At 69.3% G+C, this 14,908-nt stretch carries 19 protein-coding genes, 1 tRNA gene and 1 pseudogene; 8 read left to right on the top strand and 13 right to left on the bottom strand.

Annotation, left to right across the window (positions count from 1 at the left end; translation table 11 throughout):
- Positions 1–82: 82 nt before the first annotated feature.
- Entirely contained in the window at positions 83–943 is an 861-nt protein-coding gene (locus tag FM112_RS14285) for a LysR family transcriptional regulator (protein ID WP_087008771.1), read from the bottom strand.
- 96 nt (positions 944–1,039) lie between these two features.
- Here FM112_RS14285 and FM112_RS14280 point away from each other — a divergent pair, with 96 nt between their 5' ends.
- The gene (locus tag FM112_RS14280) at positions 1,040–1,402 is read left to right on the top strand and encodes a nuclear transport factor 2 family protein (RefSeq protein WP_176386847.1); all 363 of its coding nucleotides are present in this window, start codon (positions 1,040–1,042) and stop codon (positions 1,400–1,402) included.
- Positions 1,403–1,510: 108 nt separating this feature from the next.
- Here FM112_RS14280 and FM112_RS14275 read toward each other — a convergent pair whose 3' ends face one another.
- Both FM112_RS14275 and FM112_RS17725 read right to left on the bottom strand, forming a co-directional pair.
- Positions 1,511–2,554 carry a glutathione S-transferase C-terminal domain-containing protein gene (locus FM112_RS14275; protein WP_087008767.1) on the bottom strand — a complete coding sequence of 348 codons (1,044 nt, stop codon included), beginning with the start codon at positions 2,552–2,554 and terminating at the stop codon, positions 1,511–1,513.
- A gap of 171 nt (positions 2,555–2,725) precedes the next feature.
- Complete coding sequence (locus tag FM112_RS17725; RefSeq protein WP_369678176.1) at positions 2,726–2,947, bottom strand: helix-turn-helix transcriptional regulator; 222 nt, start codon at positions 2,945–2,947, stop codon at positions 2,726–2,728.
- 150 nt (positions 2,948–3,097) lie between these two features.
- On the opposite strand from FM112_RS17725, the gene FM112_RS14265 reads away from it, so the two are divergent.
- Positions 3,098–3,568, top strand: a complete 471-nt coding sequence (locus FM112_RS14265) for a DUF2510 domain-containing protein (RefSeq protein WP_087008763.1) — start codon at positions 3,098–3,100, stop codon at positions 3,566–3,568.
- Between the two features lie 33 nt (positions 3,569–3,601).
- Here the strand turns inward: FM112_RS14265 and FM112_RS14260 are convergent, their stop codons facing one another.
- The gene (locus tag FM112_RS14260; RefSeq protein WP_087008761.1) at positions 3,602–4,111 is read right to left on the bottom strand and encodes a hypothetical protein; all 510 of its coding nucleotides are present in this window, start codon (positions 4,109–4,111) and stop codon (positions 3,602–3,604) included.
- A 38-nt stretch (positions 4,112–4,149) separates the two neighbouring features.
- Complete coding sequence (locus FM112_RS14255) at positions 4,150–4,626, bottom strand: SRPBCC domain-containing protein (RefSeq protein ID WP_087008759.1); 477 nt, start codon at positions 4,624–4,626, stop codon at positions 4,150–4,152.
- Between the two features lie 16 nt (positions 4,627–4,642).
- Here FM112_RS14255 and FM112_RS14250 point away from each other — a divergent pair, with 16 nt between their 5' ends.
- A complete protein-coding gene (locus FM112_RS14250; RefSeq protein WP_087008756.1) occupies positions 4,643–4,969 on the top strand; it encodes a helix-turn-helix transcriptional regulator in 327 nt (108 codons plus the stop codon).
- 20 nt (positions 4,970–4,989) lie between these two features.
- Here FM112_RS14250 and FM112_RS14245 read toward each other — a convergent pair whose 3' ends face one another.
- Positions 4,990–5,772 (bottom strand): SDR family oxidoreductase, encoded by a 783-nt coding sequence (locus FM112_RS14245; protein ID WP_087008754.1) that lies wholly within the window; start codon positions 5,770–5,772, stop codon positions 4,990–4,992.
- Positions 5,773–5,875: 103 nt separating this feature from the next.
- Here FM112_RS14245 and FM112_RS14240 point away from each other — a divergent pair, with 103 nt between their 5' ends.
- Positions 5,876–6,481 carry a TetR/AcrR family transcriptional regulator gene (locus FM112_RS14240; RefSeq protein WP_087008752.1) on the top strand — a complete coding sequence of 202 codons (606 nt, stop codon included), beginning with the start codon at positions 5,876–5,878 and terminating at the stop codon, positions 6,479–6,481.
- A gap of 166 nt (positions 6,482–6,647) precedes the next feature.
- Positions 6,648–7,298, top strand: coding sequence for an NAD(P)-dependent oxidoreductase (locus FM112_RS14235; RefSeq protein ID WP_087008750.1), 651 nt, complete (start codon positions 6,648–6,650; stop codon positions 7,296–7,298).
- 93 nt (positions 7,299–7,391) lie between these two features.
- On the opposite strand, the pseudogene FM112_RS14230 reads toward FM112_RS14235, so the two are convergent.
- From FM112_RS14230 to FM112_RS14210, 5 genes and pseudogenes are all read right to left on the bottom strand, one after another.
- Positions 7,392–7,960: pseudogene (locus FM112_RS14230) on the bottom strand (dihydrofolate reductase family protein).
- A gap of 212 nt (positions 7,961–8,172) precedes the next feature.
- Positions 8,173–8,535 (bottom strand): DUF86 domain-containing protein, encoded by a 363-nt coding sequence (locus FM112_RS14225; protein ID WP_176386846.1) that lies wholly within the window; start codon positions 8,533–8,535, stop codon positions 8,173–8,175.
- Positions 8,519–8,809: a nucleotidyltransferase family protein gene (locus FM112_RS14220; RefSeq protein WP_087008778.1), complete on the bottom strand. Its 291-nt coding sequence runs from the start codon at positions 8,807–8,809 to the stop codon at positions 8,519–8,521. Before FM112_RS14220 ends, FM112_RS14225 begins: the two co-directional genes overlap by 17 nt.
- A gap of 45 nt (positions 8,810–8,854) precedes the next feature.
- Positions 8,855–8,927: transfer RNA gene (locus FM112_RS14215), tRNA-Lys, on the bottom strand.
- Between the two features lie 10 nt (positions 8,928–8,937).
- The gene (locus FM112_RS14210; RefSeq protein ID WP_087008747.1) at positions 8,938–9,702 is read right to left on the bottom strand and encodes a hypothetical protein; all 765 of its coding nucleotides are present in this window, start codon (positions 9,700–9,702) and stop codon (positions 8,938–8,940) included.
- 159 nt (positions 9,703–9,861) lie between these two features.
- Between FM112_RS14210 and FM112_RS14205 the strand changes: the two genes are divergently transcribed.
- Positions 9,862–10,488 (top strand): DNA-directed RNA polymerase subunit beta, encoded by a 627-nt coding sequence (locus tag FM112_RS14205; RefSeq protein WP_176386845.1) that lies wholly within the window; start codon positions 9,862–9,864, stop codon positions 10,486–10,488.
- 170 nt (positions 10,489–10,658) lie between these two features.
- On the opposite strand, the gene FM112_RS14200 is transcribed toward FM112_RS14205, so the two are convergent.
- Entirely contained in the window at positions 10,659–11,093 is a 435-nt protein-coding gene (locus FM112_RS14200) for a hypothetical protein (protein WP_254910514.1), read from the bottom strand.
- Between the two features lie 73 nt (positions 11,094–11,166).
- Here FM112_RS14200 and FM112_RS14195 point away from each other — a divergent pair, with 73 nt between their 5' ends.
- Positions 11,167–11,808: a TetR/AcrR family transcriptional regulator gene (locus FM112_RS14195; RefSeq protein WP_140400710.1), complete on the top strand. Its 642-nt coding sequence runs from the start codon at positions 11,167–11,169 to the stop codon at positions 11,806–11,808.
- Positions 11,809–11,852: 44 nt separating this feature from the next.
- Positions 11,853–14,027 (top strand): YhgE/Pip domain-containing protein, encoded by a 2,175-nt coding sequence (locus FM112_RS14190; protein ID WP_087008743.1) that lies wholly within the window; start codon positions 11,853–11,855, stop codon positions 14,025–14,027.
- A 315-nt stretch (positions 14,028–14,342) separates the two neighbouring features.
- Here the strand turns inward: FM112_RS14190 and FM112_RS17295 are convergent.
- Positions 14,343–14,908 (bottom strand): hypothetical protein (locus FM112_RS17295; RefSeq protein ID WP_176386844.1); only part of this gene is annotated, 566 nt, incomplete at its 5' end.

Genomic DNA, 14,908 nt, shown 5'->3' with positions numbered 1-14,908 from the left:
GTGACCACGGCGGCGATCCTGCCGCTGGTGCCGGGCATGGCGGTGTTCCGCGGCCAAGATTCGGTCTGGGAGGCGGATTGGGTCAGATGAGGCGGTGCAGGAGCGCTCGGGCGGCGGGGGCCGGGTGCCGGCGCCAGACGACGCCGAGGCGGGACCGGATGCCCTCGTCGAGGACCGGGAGGACCGCCACGTCCCGCCATCCGCGCGCCGTCGTCGCGCTGACGATCCCCACGCCCATGCCGCGGGCCGCGAGCATGCGGAGGTAGGCGGGAGAGGAGACCTCCCAGCGCACCTCGCCCGCGGCGCCCGCGCGGGCGAGCAGCTCGTCGAGCGCGGTCCTGGCCCCGGTGCCGCGCGGGAGCGCGATGAGGTCGAGCGCGGCGAGCTCCCGGGGTTCGACGCCTTCGGCTCGGGCGACCGGATGCTCGGGATGCGCGACGGCCGCGAGCGGATCGTCGAAGACGACGGCGTGCTCGAGGCCGTCGGGCGGCGGCCCGGACCACGCCGCGACGGCGATGTCGGCGATGCCGGCCGCGACCTCGTCGAGGATGTCGGCCGAGTTGCCCTCGTGCAGGCGCAGATCGATGCCGGGATGCGCCTCGTGCACGGCGGCGAGGGCGTCGAAGAGGGGCGGCCAGGCCATGCCGGTGACGGTGGCGACGCGGAGCGACCCGGTGACGAGGCCGCGGATGTCGTCCGCGGTGCTCGTCACCTCGGCGACGGCGGCCAGCGCCTTCCGGGCGCTCGGCACCAGCCGCTCGCCCGCCGGGGTGAGTGCGATGCGGCGGGCGGAGCGATCGATGAGCGCGAGGCCGAGCTCGCGCTCGAGCTTCTGCACCTGCGTGCTGATGCCGGACTGGCTGACGCGCATCCGCCCCGCGGCCGCGGTGAAGCTGCCCTCGTCGACGACCGCGAGGAAGTAGCGCAGCTGATGCAGTTCCATCACTGTGAAGGATAGTTCCGATCTCTATCCGCTGTTGGACGGATGGGTCGAGGTGCCCGAGGCTGGAAGCGCACGAACGACGACAGGAGCATGCGCATGAACCCGACCGAGACGACCCGAGCGGCGGCGACCACCTACTTCGAGGCGTGGCGCGACCGCGACTTCGACCGACTCCGCACGGTGCTGCATCCCGAGGTGCGGTTCCGCGGGGTGCTCGGCACGGCGGATGGCGCCGACGAGTGCATCGCCGGGCTGCGGGGCATGGCGGAGTCGATCATGACCGATCTCACGCTCGACGCCCGCGTCGTGGAGGGGAATGACGCGATGAGCTGGTTCGACCTGCACACCGCGACCACCGAGCCGATTCCCACGGTGAACTGGAGCCACGTCGAGGACGGGCTGATCACCGCCATCCGCGTGACCTTCGATCCGCGTCCGATCCTCGCCCCCGACGCCTGACCGCCCTCCCTGCCCGCCCCCGAACTGCCTCCCCAAATCTTGGCTACGTTCGGTCGGTTTCGCGGGCTGAAACCGACCGAACGTAGCCAAGATTCGGAGGGGGAGGGGTCAGGCGAACGCGCCGCGCTCGTCGCCGGGCAGCACATCCTCGGGCGGCGGCGCGGATGGCGCGACGCCGTCGCCGAAGGGGCTGCCGCCGAGCGTCTCCCGCCCGTGCGGCGTGTAGAGCGCGGCAGGATCCGGGCCGACCGGGACGATGCGGTTGGGATTGAGCTCGGTGATGACCGTGTAGTAGTGCTCCATGATCTGCGGGAAGTTCGTGGTGTCGCCGAAGCCGGGGGTCTGGAAGAGGTCGCGCAGGTAGCCCCAGAGGTTGGGCATCTCGGCGATCTTGGCGCGGTTGCACTTGAACAGGCCGTGGTACGCCCAGTCGAAGCGGATGAGGGTGGCGTACAGGTTCACGTCCGCGAGGGTGATCCGGTCGTCGACGAGGTAGCGCTGCTCGGCGAGGTGCGCCTCGAGCTCGTCCAGGGCGCCGAAGAGCTCGGCCGCCGCGCGCTCGTGGGCGTCCTGGTCGTCCGCGAGGCCGCACGCGTAGACGCCGAAGTTGATCGGGCCGGCGATGCGGTCGATCATCGCGTCGATCTGCGGGCGGAGCGGCTCCGGGTAGAGGTCCGGCGCGCCGGCCCAGTGGAGGGAGCGCCATTCCGTGGCGAGGTCGGCGACGAGGGAGGTGAAGTCGTTGGTCACCGCCTGCTTCGTGCCGATGTCCACGAGCGTCGGCACCGTGATGCCCTTGTCGTACTCCGGGAAGCGGCGCAGGAAGCAGTCGCGCAGCCGGCCCACGCCGAGCACTGGATCGATCGAGTCCTCGTAGAGGTCGAAGGTCCAGGACTTCCAGTCGTGCGTCGGCCCGCAGAGGCCGAGCGAGAGCGCATCCTCGAGGCCCGTCAGGCGGCGGACGATGATGGCCCGGTGCGCGAACGGGCAGGCGCGGGCGCCGACGAGGCGGTATCGTCCAGGCTCCACGGGCCAGGGGAGGCCTCGGCCGGAGGCGGTGGTGGCGGGATCGAAGGCATCCGGATCGGCGACGACGCGGTCGTCGATGTAGTTGGCGTCGCGGCGGAATTCGTCTTCTGCGGTGAAGGCCATCGGGGCACCGCTCCTCTCGGGTCGGGGCTGCTCTGCCGCCCCAGGCTACCCCGCCTCCTACGCCGAATCTTGGCCGCGTTCTGCGGTTCTGACCGGTCGAAACCCACCGTTTGCGACCAAGATTCGGAGGGGGAGGAGCTGCGAAGAGAGAGCCTGGATCGACAGGACCGGTCAGTCGTCCAGAGCGGAGAGCAGATCCGCTACGGGCAAGCCGAATGCGTGCGCCACCTTCCACCATGACTCCAGCGAACCTCTCGAGGCCGGTCGATCGGGGCGTCGGCTGCGAGGGGTCGCGGTTTCCATCGCGATCAGCGTGGCGCGACTGACTCCGGATATCTCCGCGAGTTGGTCGTATGTCCATCCTCTATCCGCACGGAGGCGGCCCAGGCGCACTCGCAGCGCTTCGAAGTTCGGGGAAGGGTGGGGCACCCTTCAAGCACAGTGGCCTCCCCCGCGTACGTCAGTGTGGAAAGCCAGACTATAGTATGGAAAGTCAGACTCGACCATGCGTCGGCAACCTTGTTCACGAGTTCAGGAGATGGAATGTCCTACCCGTCGCCCAACGTCAACCGCCCGGCTCCCGGTTGGCACCCGGATCGGAATGCACCCGGCATGGAGCGGTGGTGGGATGGCGTTCGTTGGACGGAGCACTGCCGGCCGATACGCCGTCCGCAGGTGCAAGCCGCCAGAGCGCAGCCCGTCGCCTCGCCGGTGCCGGCCTCGGGGTCGATCTTCAACCACGAGCGCGATGTCGCTGCGGGAAAGAACTCTCCCGCAGCGTGGGGCCTCGTAATGGGTGTCGCCAGTATCGTTCTCGGGTTTATCCCTGCTTCGATCACTCTTTTTGGTCCGTACCTAGGAGCGGGAGCCATGCTGCATGGCATGTACGGATATCAGCGCGCCAAGGCCTCGGGAGCGGGAATGGGGATGGCGATCGCCGCGATCGTTCTTGGCGGGATCGGGTCGTTGGGGATCATCTATCTCGTTTGGCTGCTCAATGATCTGTGGTGGTGAACGGGCGATCATCGAGCGGAGAGCCCGGGCAGGTCACTTTCCGGGAGCGTAGGCGTACCAGACGGCGTCGTAGGTGGGCAGGACGCCGGGGTCGATGCCGCATCGGCCCTTGAACACCTGCTGGACGTAGGCCTCGTCGAGGTCGGGCCAGCCGGGCTCCTCCGGAAGCGGCTCGCCGTGGGTGGAGGCGAGTGGTGCCCCGCCATCCTCCTCGTCGGGTTCGGCGGAGAGGGAGCGGTCGACGCCCTCGCCGACGACGCGCAGGCTGTAGGTGGAGACCGAGTCCCAGACGGTGGCGAACAGCGCCTCGGCGCCGAGTCGCTTCGCGAGCCGCGAGTCGATCCCGCGAGGCCGTCGCATGGGCGGCGCCGCGACCACGATATTGGGGCCGTTGGCGGTGTCGACCTGCGCGATCGTCATCTGCGAGGCGCCCGCCCACGGCCCCTCGACGACGGGGCCGATGGGCTCCTCGCGGTCGAGGGCCTGCATGAAGTCGGGCAGCGTCGTTCCGCGGTAGACGGCGATGTCGTATCGAGATCCCATGTCGGGCATCCTACGGGCCGATGCCGACCGGATGCGGGTCAGCGGTAGAAGCCCTCGCGGAGGTTGACGCCGTGCTCCACCCAGGCCTTGAGCGCTGCGAGCATGCCGACCCATCCCTCGCAGTTGCCGAAGGCGGCCTTGGCGCCGTCGACGGTGGCGCGCCACGAGGTCTCGGTGATGGTGATCAGCGTGCGGGTGTCGTCGTCGATCGGCTCGAACTCGAAGACGACGCGGGTGGTGCCCTCTTCGCTGCGGGTGGCCTCGCCGCCCCATTCGATGACGATGCGCCGCGGCGGGTCGGCCTCGACCACGACGACGGGGAAGGCGCCGGGGAAGTCGGCGAAGTCCCATTGGACCTCGGCGCCGGCTTCGAGGCGGCCGCGCGCGCCGGCGGTGGTGAAGTAGCGGGAGAGCTGGGCGGGGTCTGCGACTGCTTCGTAGGCCTCGGCGCACGGGCGCGCGACGCGCCCGGAGACGGTGAAGGAGAGTTCGGTCAGGGCTTCGTTGCCATTCATGTTGTAAATTTACAACATGAATGATCCGGTCGACAAGGGCTCCGATGACGACCGCGTATTCAAGGCCCTCGCCTCGCCGGTGCGTCGGCGCATGCTCGACGAGCTGAAGCGGTCCGAGCACACCACCGGATCGCTGTGCGCGCTGCTGCCGGAGCTGGACCGAACCACCGTGCTCCAGCACCTGCGGGTGCTGGAGCGGGCGGAGCTCGTCACAGGGCGCAGAATCGGCCGCGAGCGACGCCTGTCGTTGGCGCCGCTGCCGATCAAGCGCATCTACGACCGCTGGATCAGCGACTACATGCACGCCGCGGTCGATCTGCTCGATCGCCTGGACGGCGGGTGATGCCCGGGCGCTATCGGGTGTCAGGATTCGGCTGGTCTGGATGTCGCCAGGCGCAGTACAGTCCGCTTCGGGAGGAACGCGAGCAGCCGCTTGATCCAGCGATTCCGCATTCCCGAGATGATGCTGACAGGCGGGTTTCGCCGCTCCAATGCGCGGAACGCGGTCGTGACGACCTGCTCCGGAGTCTGGAAGCGGACGCCGCCTTGCGCAGTGCCGGACGCGCGGTAGAACTCCGTCGCGGTAGGTCCGGGCGACAGTGCCATGACGGTGACGCCGGTACGCCGGGTCTCGTGCGCCAGTGCTTCGGTGAACCGGACGACGAACGACTTCGACGCCGCGTACACCGCCATCCCTGGTACCGGCATGTAGGCGGTGAGGCTCGCGATGTTGACGAGCGTCCCGCGACCGGACTCGATCAGCTGGGGGAGGAGGGCGCGGGATACCTCGACCGTGGCGTCGACGTTCACCCGGAGCTGTCGGCGGATCTCCTCCTCGGAGGAGGCGAGTAGTTCGCGCGTCGATCCCGTGCCTGCGCAGTTGACGACCGTATCGACTCGTATCCCGGCCTCGCGGAGACGGTCCGCCAGGCGGTATCCGCTCCGTTCGGCGACGAGATCGAACGGCACGACTCGCACGCTCCGTCCGGTCTCGGCCGTGATCTCGTCGGCGAGCGCTTCGAGTGCATCGACGCGGCGCGCCACCGCGACGACGTCGGCTCCGCTGCGTGCGAGGCGCCGGGCGAACTCCGCGCCGATGCCCGAGCTGGCGCCGGTCACGAGTGCCGTGCTTCCTTCGTATCGCATGTGAATTCCTTTCGCGGGGGTGCTCGTCACGAGCAATGTAAGGGGCTGACACATCACAGTACGCGGCGTATGTGAGAGACTCCAACATGGAGGTGTTCCGAGAATGTCCGAACGCGGCTATCACCACGGCGATCTGCGCAATGCGCTCCTGGCGGCGACCGCGGATCTGGTGCGCGAGCGCGGGGCGCGAGGGTTCAGCGTGTCCGAGGCCGCGAGGCGAGTGGGGGTCTCTTCCTCCGCGCCGTACCGGCATTTCGCCGACCGGGACGACATGCTCGCCGCGGCGGCGCTGGCGGGATTCGTCGAGCTGGAGGAGCGATTCGAGCGTCTTCGTCTCGAGGACGGGTTCGTCGGAACCGCGATGCGCATCGCCGACGAGTATGTTCGTTTCGCCCGGGAGGATCCCGCCCGCTTCGAGGTGATGTTCGCCCACGGGATCGATAAGGCCGGCCACGCGGAACTCCTGCAGCAGACGTGCCGGATCCAGGCCCGGCTCGAGGCCGTCCTGGGGCGACACCTTCCGACAGACGAGGCGAGCCGCCGCGCCGCCGAGCTCTGGTCCCTCGCGCACGGGGTAGCCGAGCTGGTGCTCGGGGGGAATGCGCAGCATGTGCTTCCCGAGGACGGGGTCGGCGACCTGGCCCGGTCGGTGTCGAGCGCCTGGGCCCGGGGTGTTTCAGGTGCGGGTGGAGCCGAGTCGACAGGCTGAGCGCAGGCGCGGCGCGCGATCCGGGCTGCGTTCGACCGGTCCGATGATGGTCGGCGCGCAACCGGGGCGGGCGGCGGAATATCCGCCGGGCGCTCGGGGTTATCGACGGGGACAGGACTCCGCGCGGATCCGGGCGGGGCGAACCTCATCGGAGAAGGAGCCGAGCATGGCGCGAATCACAGTACTGGGCGGGAGCGGCTACGCGGGCACGGCGGTCGTCGCCGAGGCCCGTCGGCGCGGGCACGACGTGACGGCGCTGAGCCGCACGCTGCCCGAGGCGCAGGTCGAGGGCGTCGAGTACCGGGCGGGATCCGCGCTCGATCGGGAGGTGCTGGCCGAGGTCGTCTCAGGGCGGGACGCGGTCGTCGTCGCCCTGTCGCCCCGCGGCGACATGGCGGGCAGGCTCGAGGGCATCGTCGAAGCGCTCGTCGAGCTGCTCGACGGCACGTCGACGCGGCTGGGCTACATCGGGGGCGCGTCCTCGCTGCTGGTCGCCGAGGGCGGCCCGAGCGTCTGGGACCTCTCCCACGAGGAGATCCCCGCGGACGTCAAGCCGGAGATCGAGACGGGGCTCAACGCGTTCGAGCTCCTCAAGCACAGCCCCGACTCGCTCGACTGGTTCTACGTGAGCCCGCCGCAGGACTTCGGCGCCTGGCTCGGCACGCCGTCGAAGGGGCGCTACGTGCTGGGCGGCGATGTGCTGCTGCGCGACGAGGGCGGCGCATCCACGATCTCCGCCGACGACCTGGCCCTGGCGATCCTCGACGAGATCGAGACGCCGAAGCACCGCCGCGGACGGTTCACCGCGATCAGCTGAGCTCCCCTTGGCGAGCCCTGGCAGGAGGGGTACCGTGGGGGATGGGCGGTCGGCGACCGTCCGTTGCGCGCGGTCCTGACGCGTTGGGGCTCGTCAGGCCGCGTCCCGTACGGGCCGGTAGCGCAGGGCGATGGCCCCGACCGGAACGCTTCTCGATGTACGAGTTCGAGCAGGATGCGCTCGCGGAGGCCGGCGAGCAGCGTCGGCCCGCGGCCGGCGAGGACCGGCTGCACGAGGAACTCGTACTCGTCGATCAGCCCCAGATCGGCCAGCGTCAGGGGAAGCGTCACCCCGCCCACCCATAGGCCCTCGCCGGGCTCCTGCTTGAGTTCATGAACCGCCTGCCCCAGGTCGCCGGTTACGAGTTCGGCATTCCAGTCGGCGGCGCTCAGCGTGCTCGACACGACGTACTTCCTGGCCCGGTGGATGGCTTCGGCGAACGGCACCTCCCATTCCTCCATCCAGTCCGGCCATGCGCCGGTGGAGGGCTTCCGCCACGCCGACTCCATCATCTCGTAGGTCACCCGGCCGAGCAGCAGGGCGTCGGCGCGCTCCATCTCGGCGGCCCAGTAGCGCATCGACTCCTCGTCCGGCGGGATACCCGCCTCGTGATGGCAGCAGCCGTCGAGGGTGATGTTGATCGAGTATCGGAGTGGCCTCATATCGCTGCTCTCCCTTGATGCGCGCGGCGGGTGCCCCGGATGGTACTCGGGGCGCTTCGGCGCGGGATGATGGGCGGCCCGTCGGACGGCGCTCCGGCGGGACGACTCCCAGTGGCCGTCCTCATATGCACGTGGCGGGTGTGCGAGGGGCGTGTCTACGGCGTCGGTCGATCTGCAGCCAGGTCCGGTCGTCGGGATTCGAAGGCCGCCCTCTAATGCGCCGGTCCGAACTCCCCGAGGAGCGTCGAGATCGCGACGATGAGTGCAGGAATGTCTTCGCGCAGGAGTTTCCAGACTCGAAGGTGATCGACCACGTCGTATCGGTGGGCGATGATGTTACGAGTCGCAATGACAGCGTGAAGGTCGGGGATTCGTTCCGCGGTGGGGAGATCATGCTTACGAATACGGTTGAGCGCCTCCCCGATGATCTCCAGCTGTCGTTCCGCCGCGGCCTGGCGAATCCAATCCTGCAAGTACTGGTCCGTGGTCATCGGCGCAGCGACGAGTTGTTCCGCCTTCTTCGCGGCCTGCAAGGCGTCCCAGAGATGCGCCGGTGTTCTAGGCTGCATAGACATCGAGTGCGGTGTCGAACACGGAGCGAGCGATATAGGGGTTGCGGATATTCCGTGCTTCGACGAGGTCGACATCATGACCGAGCACCGTTTCCAGCTCCTCTTGCAGCGCGAAGAAGGCCTGAAAGGTGCGCTCGGCGTCGGCATCGAAATCGACGAGGATGTCGATGTCGCTCTGTTCCGGGTCGAAACGCTCGGTGAGCGCGGAGCCGAAGATGCGGAGTCGCGAGACGCCGTACCGCTTGCAGACGCGCTCGATGTCTTCGCGTCTCTGCATGATCACCGACCACATCATCTGCTCCGCTCGAAGACGGGAGGGGAGTGGGCCCAGTGGGGCTCGAACCCACGACCCGCGGATTAAAAGTCCGCTGCTCTGCCAACTGAGCTATAGGCCCACGGACAAGACTACCGCGACTCGGGCGTCTCCGCGTCCGCCTCCGAGGACGCGTTCTCGGCCTCGGCGGGCTCCTGCTCCGAGAGGTCCTCGGTGCTGATCTCCTCGGTAGACGACCGCTCCTGCTCGCCCATCAGCGCATCCAGCGACGACGGCTCCGCCTCGTCGTACTCCTTGGCGCGCAGGCGCAGCTTGCCCCGGCGCGGCCACAGGCCCCGCTCGCCGCGGCGCCACCAGTTCCACAGCGCGATCATCGCGAAGGCCTCGGCCATCGCCGCGACGAGCGCGCCGGGAAGCACGGCGAACTCGCCGAACATCGCGTTGATCTGCGTCCACCCGAGCACGAGCAGCCAGCCGATGCCGAGCAGCGACAGCAGCGACCACACGGCGATCGTCGACGCGGGGATGAGGCGCGGCCGCACGATGCGGACGAGGAGCAGCAGCGCGAGCAGCAGCACGGGCACCGTGGTCACGGCGCCCAGCAGGAAGTTGCCGAACCCGCTGAACTGCGTATCCGGCGCGAAGGTGCCGAAGTTGAAGCCCACGCCCAGCAGGTCCCATCCCGAGAGCTGCTCCGCCTGGTAGCGCAGCGGATACGCGGTCTTCCACCACGGCAGGAACATCGAGCCGATCAGCGCGAGCACGACCACGCCGCCGATGATCCGCTTCTCCCCGGCCTCGGGCAGCGCCTTCGCGCTGGGCCCGCTGTTGAGCGACTCGTCGCGGTCGGAGGATGCGTCGCCGCGCTCGGCGGGGGAGGAGCTTCGAAGTGCCATACGACAAGACTAATAACGTCCCGGGCATCCGCCCGTATTCCCGGTTGCGCCGGCGGCGGAACCCTGGGACCGCGCTCGCGATCCTCCTCGATGCACGGCAGACTTAAGCCCGTGCCGTTTCGCCCGCGGCGCGAGTCGCCGTGGTCGGAAGGAGGGCCCTTGGAGAAATTCGATCGTCCGGTTCGGATGCCCGTAGAGGCCTTCGAGTCGTTCATCGGCGGGGAGGATCCCGCCGTCACGAGCCGTCTCGCCCACGACACGGCGCAGGCGCTGCTGCACCGGGTCCGCGAGTCGGACGACCCCGACGTCGTCGAGCGCACGGTCGGCTTCGCCCGCACCAACGGCCTCGAGGATCTCGCCCAGCTCTGGTCGGCCGCGCATCCCGAATCCCTGCCCGGCGCGCTGTGGCGCCTCTACCTCGTGCACGAGGCCATCGCCCGCAACGCCCAGGTCTCGAGCTACGTCTACCGCCACGGCGCCGCGACCGACACGTCCATCCACCACATCGTGGCCGGCGCCGCCGAGCCCACCGGTCCCGGCGAGATCCGCGCGCTCACCACGGCGATCCTCCACGGCGCCTTCACCGGCGACTTCGCGGACGCGCTCGACCGCGCGGCCGCGTTCGCCGCCGTCATGTCGATCGGCTGCGCGAGCATCGCCGCCGACGACGAGAACGTGAACCCGGTCCGGGCGCACCGCGCGACCCGCCGCTCCGCGCGCTACCTGCAGTTCGCGAAGGAGCTCAGCGCCTCCTCGCGCCTGCAGCGCCGAGGGCGCCTCGACTGAGGATTTCGCTCCTGGGTGAACGCGCTTGCATCGAGCACTCGAGCCCCTAAACTAGTGCGAGCCGGGCCGCAGTAACCCCGGGCTCCATCATTTTGCCGCTTCGAGCGGCCTTCCGCCGAGAGGCGTTCTGCGGTCCGGCCTCATTCGTTTCCAGGAGGGCGCTCGCGGCCTCACTCCCGGCTGCGACGGCGCAGCAGCGGACGCGGCGCGGCGCCGAGCGCGAGCACGGCGAGCGCGGTCTGCAGGAGCCCGGTCGCGAAGCAGACGCCCTGCAACGGCATCCAGACGAGCATGATCGCGATCTCCACGAAGATCCAGACCATCATGACCAGCCCGGCCGCGGCGTGCAGACCCCACGCGAGGTCGTAGCGACGATACTGCGCGACCAGCGCGAGCGCTTGCACGCCGCCGACCACCAGCCCGAGGATCAGGCCCGGCCAGAAGTAGGAGTCGAAGACGCTCCCCTCGAGCCATTCGAGCGGGATGCCCATCCCTCCCGTGAAGCTGAGGCCGATCATCCCGGCCAGCGATGAGACCAGGTGGAACCAGGCCACCGCCGAGAGGGCGATCCGCAGCCGGCGCGAGGGCGACTTCCGAGCGTGCATGCCTCCACTCTACGGCTGGGCGTTTTCTGGCAGACGCTTGTCGAGATGTTCTTTACAGATGTAAAGTATCCGTATGGCAACCGAACTCGACCCCCGCGCGGCGCGCTCCTACGACGCGCTCATCGCGACCATGGACGAACTGCTCGACGAGCGCGAGGACCCGGCGGCCGTGAAGATCACCGAGATCGTGCAGCGGGCGGGCATCAGCCGCCCCACGTTCTACCAGCACTTCGCCGATGTGCCCGACCTCGTGCGGGCGACGACGCTCCACCGGCTCACCGCGATCTTCGGGCTCATCCCGAACGAGGCGCCGGGCGGGACCTGGGGCGAATTCGCCCACGCGAAGCTGTCGATCCTGCTCGGCGCGCTGCAGAAGGACGCGCCGACCTACCTCGCCGTCTTCTCCGGGCCGGCCGCCGTGCCGGTGCTCAAGGGCGTCGTCGACTACCTGACCGACCAGATCCTCAACTGCTCGCCCCTCGGCACCGTGCTGCGCCGAGAGCTGACCCCCGACGTCGCGTTCGCCCGAGCCGAATTCCTCGGCGCCGGCGCGACCTGGCGAGTCCTCCAGTGGCTCGACACCGATTTCACCGGCGCCGACGAGCTCGACGCGATGGTCCAGCGGCTGAGCGCCGACATCCTCACCGGATCCGGCGCGAGCGAGGCCGAGCTCTCCTCGGCCATACCGACCGCCGACCCCTCCACCGACCACTGACATCGAGCGCCCTCCACGGGCGCCTGCGAGTGAAGAAGCATTTGATGGCAAGTACGAAGCCGGCGCACGTCGCGCCCGAAACCCGGAACAAGAACCTCCTGCGCGCGATCATCGTCGCGATCGGCATCGCGATCATCCCGCTGATCTACGCGTCGCTGCTCACGAGCTCCTTCAGCGACCCGCAGGGCAACCTCGACAACATCCCCGCGGCCGTGGTCAACCTCGACCAGGAGGCGAGCCACGAGGACACGACGCTCGACCTGGGCAAGGATCTCACCGCGGAGCTCCTCGACTCGAAGGAGCGCAACAACTTCACGTGGCAGGAGTACGGGGCCGAGGAAGCGCAGCAGGCGCTCGCCTCCGGCGAGGTGTACGCGGTGCTGACCATCCCCGCCGATTTCTCCGCGAACGCGATCTCGCCGGCGGGCGACGACCCGAAGGTGGCCCAGCTCAGCATCGAGACGAACGACGGCGCGAACATGTTCGCGGGCACGATCGCGAACCAGCTCGGCACGGTGCTCGCCGATACGCTCGCGGGCAAGGTGTCGGAGGAGTACCTCGCGAATATCTACGCGGGCTTCACCACCCTCCATGGCGAGCTCTCGACGGCGGCGGACGGCGCGAGCCGGCTCGAGGACGGCACGGTGCAGGCGGGCGACGGGGCCCAGCAGCTCAACGTCGGCCTGAACCAGCTCGTCTCGGGCACGGGCGAGCTCGCCTCGGCCGTGGGCCGGCTGGAGGACGGATCGGGCGCGCTCGCGACCGGCGCGGGCAGCCTTGTCGACGGCGCCAGGAGGCTGGACACGGGCATTACGACGCTGCGCGACGGCACCTCGCAGGCCGCGACGGGCGCTTCGGAGCTCGCGGACGGTACGCAGCAGCTCGCGGATGCGGTGAACGGCATCAGCGATAAGGCGGCGCCGATCGTGGACGCGATCGAGTACATCCGCGATCACAGCAGCGACCTCACGACGGGCAGCGACGGGATGGTCACGAGCCTCGACGAGCTGCTCGCGAACTGGGATGCGCTGAGCGACGAGGAGAAGCAGGCGATGGTCGAGCAGCTCGCGACCGACGCGGGCGATCTCCGCGACGGCGTGGGCTCGGCGCTCGAGGGCGCGGAGAACGCGGACCTCGGCGGCCTGGACGGGCTCAAGACGCTGCCGGACAAGGTGAACCAGCTCAACGACGGCGCGCAGCAGCTCGCGGACGCGAATACGCAGATCGACAGCGGTGTGGGGGAGCTCGCCGACGGATCGGGGCAGCTGGTGACCGGTGCGAGCGATCTCGCGGACGGCGCCTCCTCGCTGCACGACGGCACGGTCCAGCTGCGCGAGGGCGTGGCCTCGCTGCGGCACGGCACGGTGCAGGCGCATGACGGCTCCGGCGATCTCGTGGATGGGATCGACGAGCTCAAGGACGGGTCCGGCACGCTCGCCGAGGGGCTGGACGAGGGCGTCGAGTCGGTGCCGAGCTACACGGATGCGGAGTCGGACAAGCTCAGCGAGGTGGCGGCGAGCCCGGTGCAGTTCGAGCACGAGCGGATGAACGAGGTGCCGCGGAACGCGGAGGGCATGGCGCCGTACTTCATGTCGCTCGCGCTGTGGGTCGGCGGCATGGCGTTCTACATGATGAACAACCCCCTCGGCCGTGCGAGCGGTCGGATGCTCTCGGGCCTGGATGCGCTGCGCAGCTATCTGCCGGGCGCGATCATGGGCGTGGCGCAGAGCGCGCTGCTGTTCGTGACGATGACGCGGATCGTGGGGATCGAGGTGGCGCATCCGGTGCAGCTCATGCTGATGGTCTTGCTGGTGAGCCTGACGTTCGTGGCGATCAATCAGGCGCTCATCGCGCTGCTGGGGGCGCCGGGCAGGTTCGCCGCGCTCGTGCTGATCGTGCTGCAGCTCTCCTCGGCCGGTGCGACGTATCCGGTGGAGACGGCGCCGGGGCTGTTCCAGGCGCTGCATCCGTGGCTGCCGCTCTCGCACGCGGTGGATGCGTTCCGGTCGCTGATTGCGGGCGGCGGCATCGGCGTGGACGGGGCGGTGTGGTTCCTGCTGGCCTGGTTCGTCGGGGCGCTGATCGTGACGAGCACGGCGGTGTTCATCAAGCGCATTCCGGAGCTGCCGGTGCGGATCCGGGCGTGGAACGCGAAGCGGGCGGCGCACGCGAAGCACCGCCGCGAGCAGCGCGCGCCGGAGGTCACGGGCGCCCGGTGAGGCGCTGCGGCGCTGGGTTCGGCCGGAGCGCTGGCCCGGTGGTGCTGGATGCTTACGGGGTCGCGCTTCGGCGGATTGAGCCTTGGCCGGTTGAGCGGTGGCGAGGCTGAATGTGTGCCGGTTGCGTATCGGCGGGTCCGAGCCTCGACGGGGTTGAGTCCCGGTGGCGTTGAATGTGCGCGGGGCTGAGCATCGGCGGCGCCGAAATCCGGTGGCGCTGAGTCTTCGCAGTGCTGAGTCTTGTTGGTGCCGGGTGTTGGGCGGCCGCGCGTTGCCACTTGTGTCGTCTCGGCGACCGGATGGATTCGATGCCGGTCAGGGGTTGGGGACGAGGACGGTCGATTGGACGAAGAGCTCGAATGTGAGGGCCGCCGTGGCCGCGGTGACTGTGCCTTGGACGGGGATGCTCCGGCCTGCGATGTGCACTGTCGCGGAGTAGCTGACGGAGGCGGTGACGGTGACCGTGGCCTTCTCCTGGTAGCGGTGGCTGGTCGCGGTGTCCGAGAGCTCGGGCAGGCCGAGTTCGGCCCAGCTCCCGCCGAGGCTCTCGGTCTCCCATGTCGTGCCGTCACCGAAGTCCCAGCGCACACCGACGGGGATGAACTCGACCTGGACCGGTCGGTTCAGGAGCGTGCCGCTCATCTGATGGGTCGAGGCGTCCACCCAGAAGTTCACGGGCTGTCCGACGATGCCGAGTCCGTCGGGCTCCATGTTGAGCGTCGGCGCCTGGGGGCTGATCTCGAGGATGTCGTTGACGGTGAAGCTCGAGGGCAGGCTCGGTCCGTCGTCTGCGGGGGTCTCGTCCGCGGGGCCTGCGGGGAGGATGCGGCTCTTCTCGAACGAGGGTGTAGTCCGTTGAGCGCGTCGCTGTCCGTGTAGGA

Origin of the sequence: Gulosibacter sp. 10, from assembly GCF_900163695.1 — a bacterium.
Classification (GTDB): Bacteria; Actinomycetota; Actinomycetes; order Actinomycetales; family Microbacteriaceae; genus Gulosibacter.
This window is presented reverse-complemented; position numbering and strand designations above follow the sequence as displayed.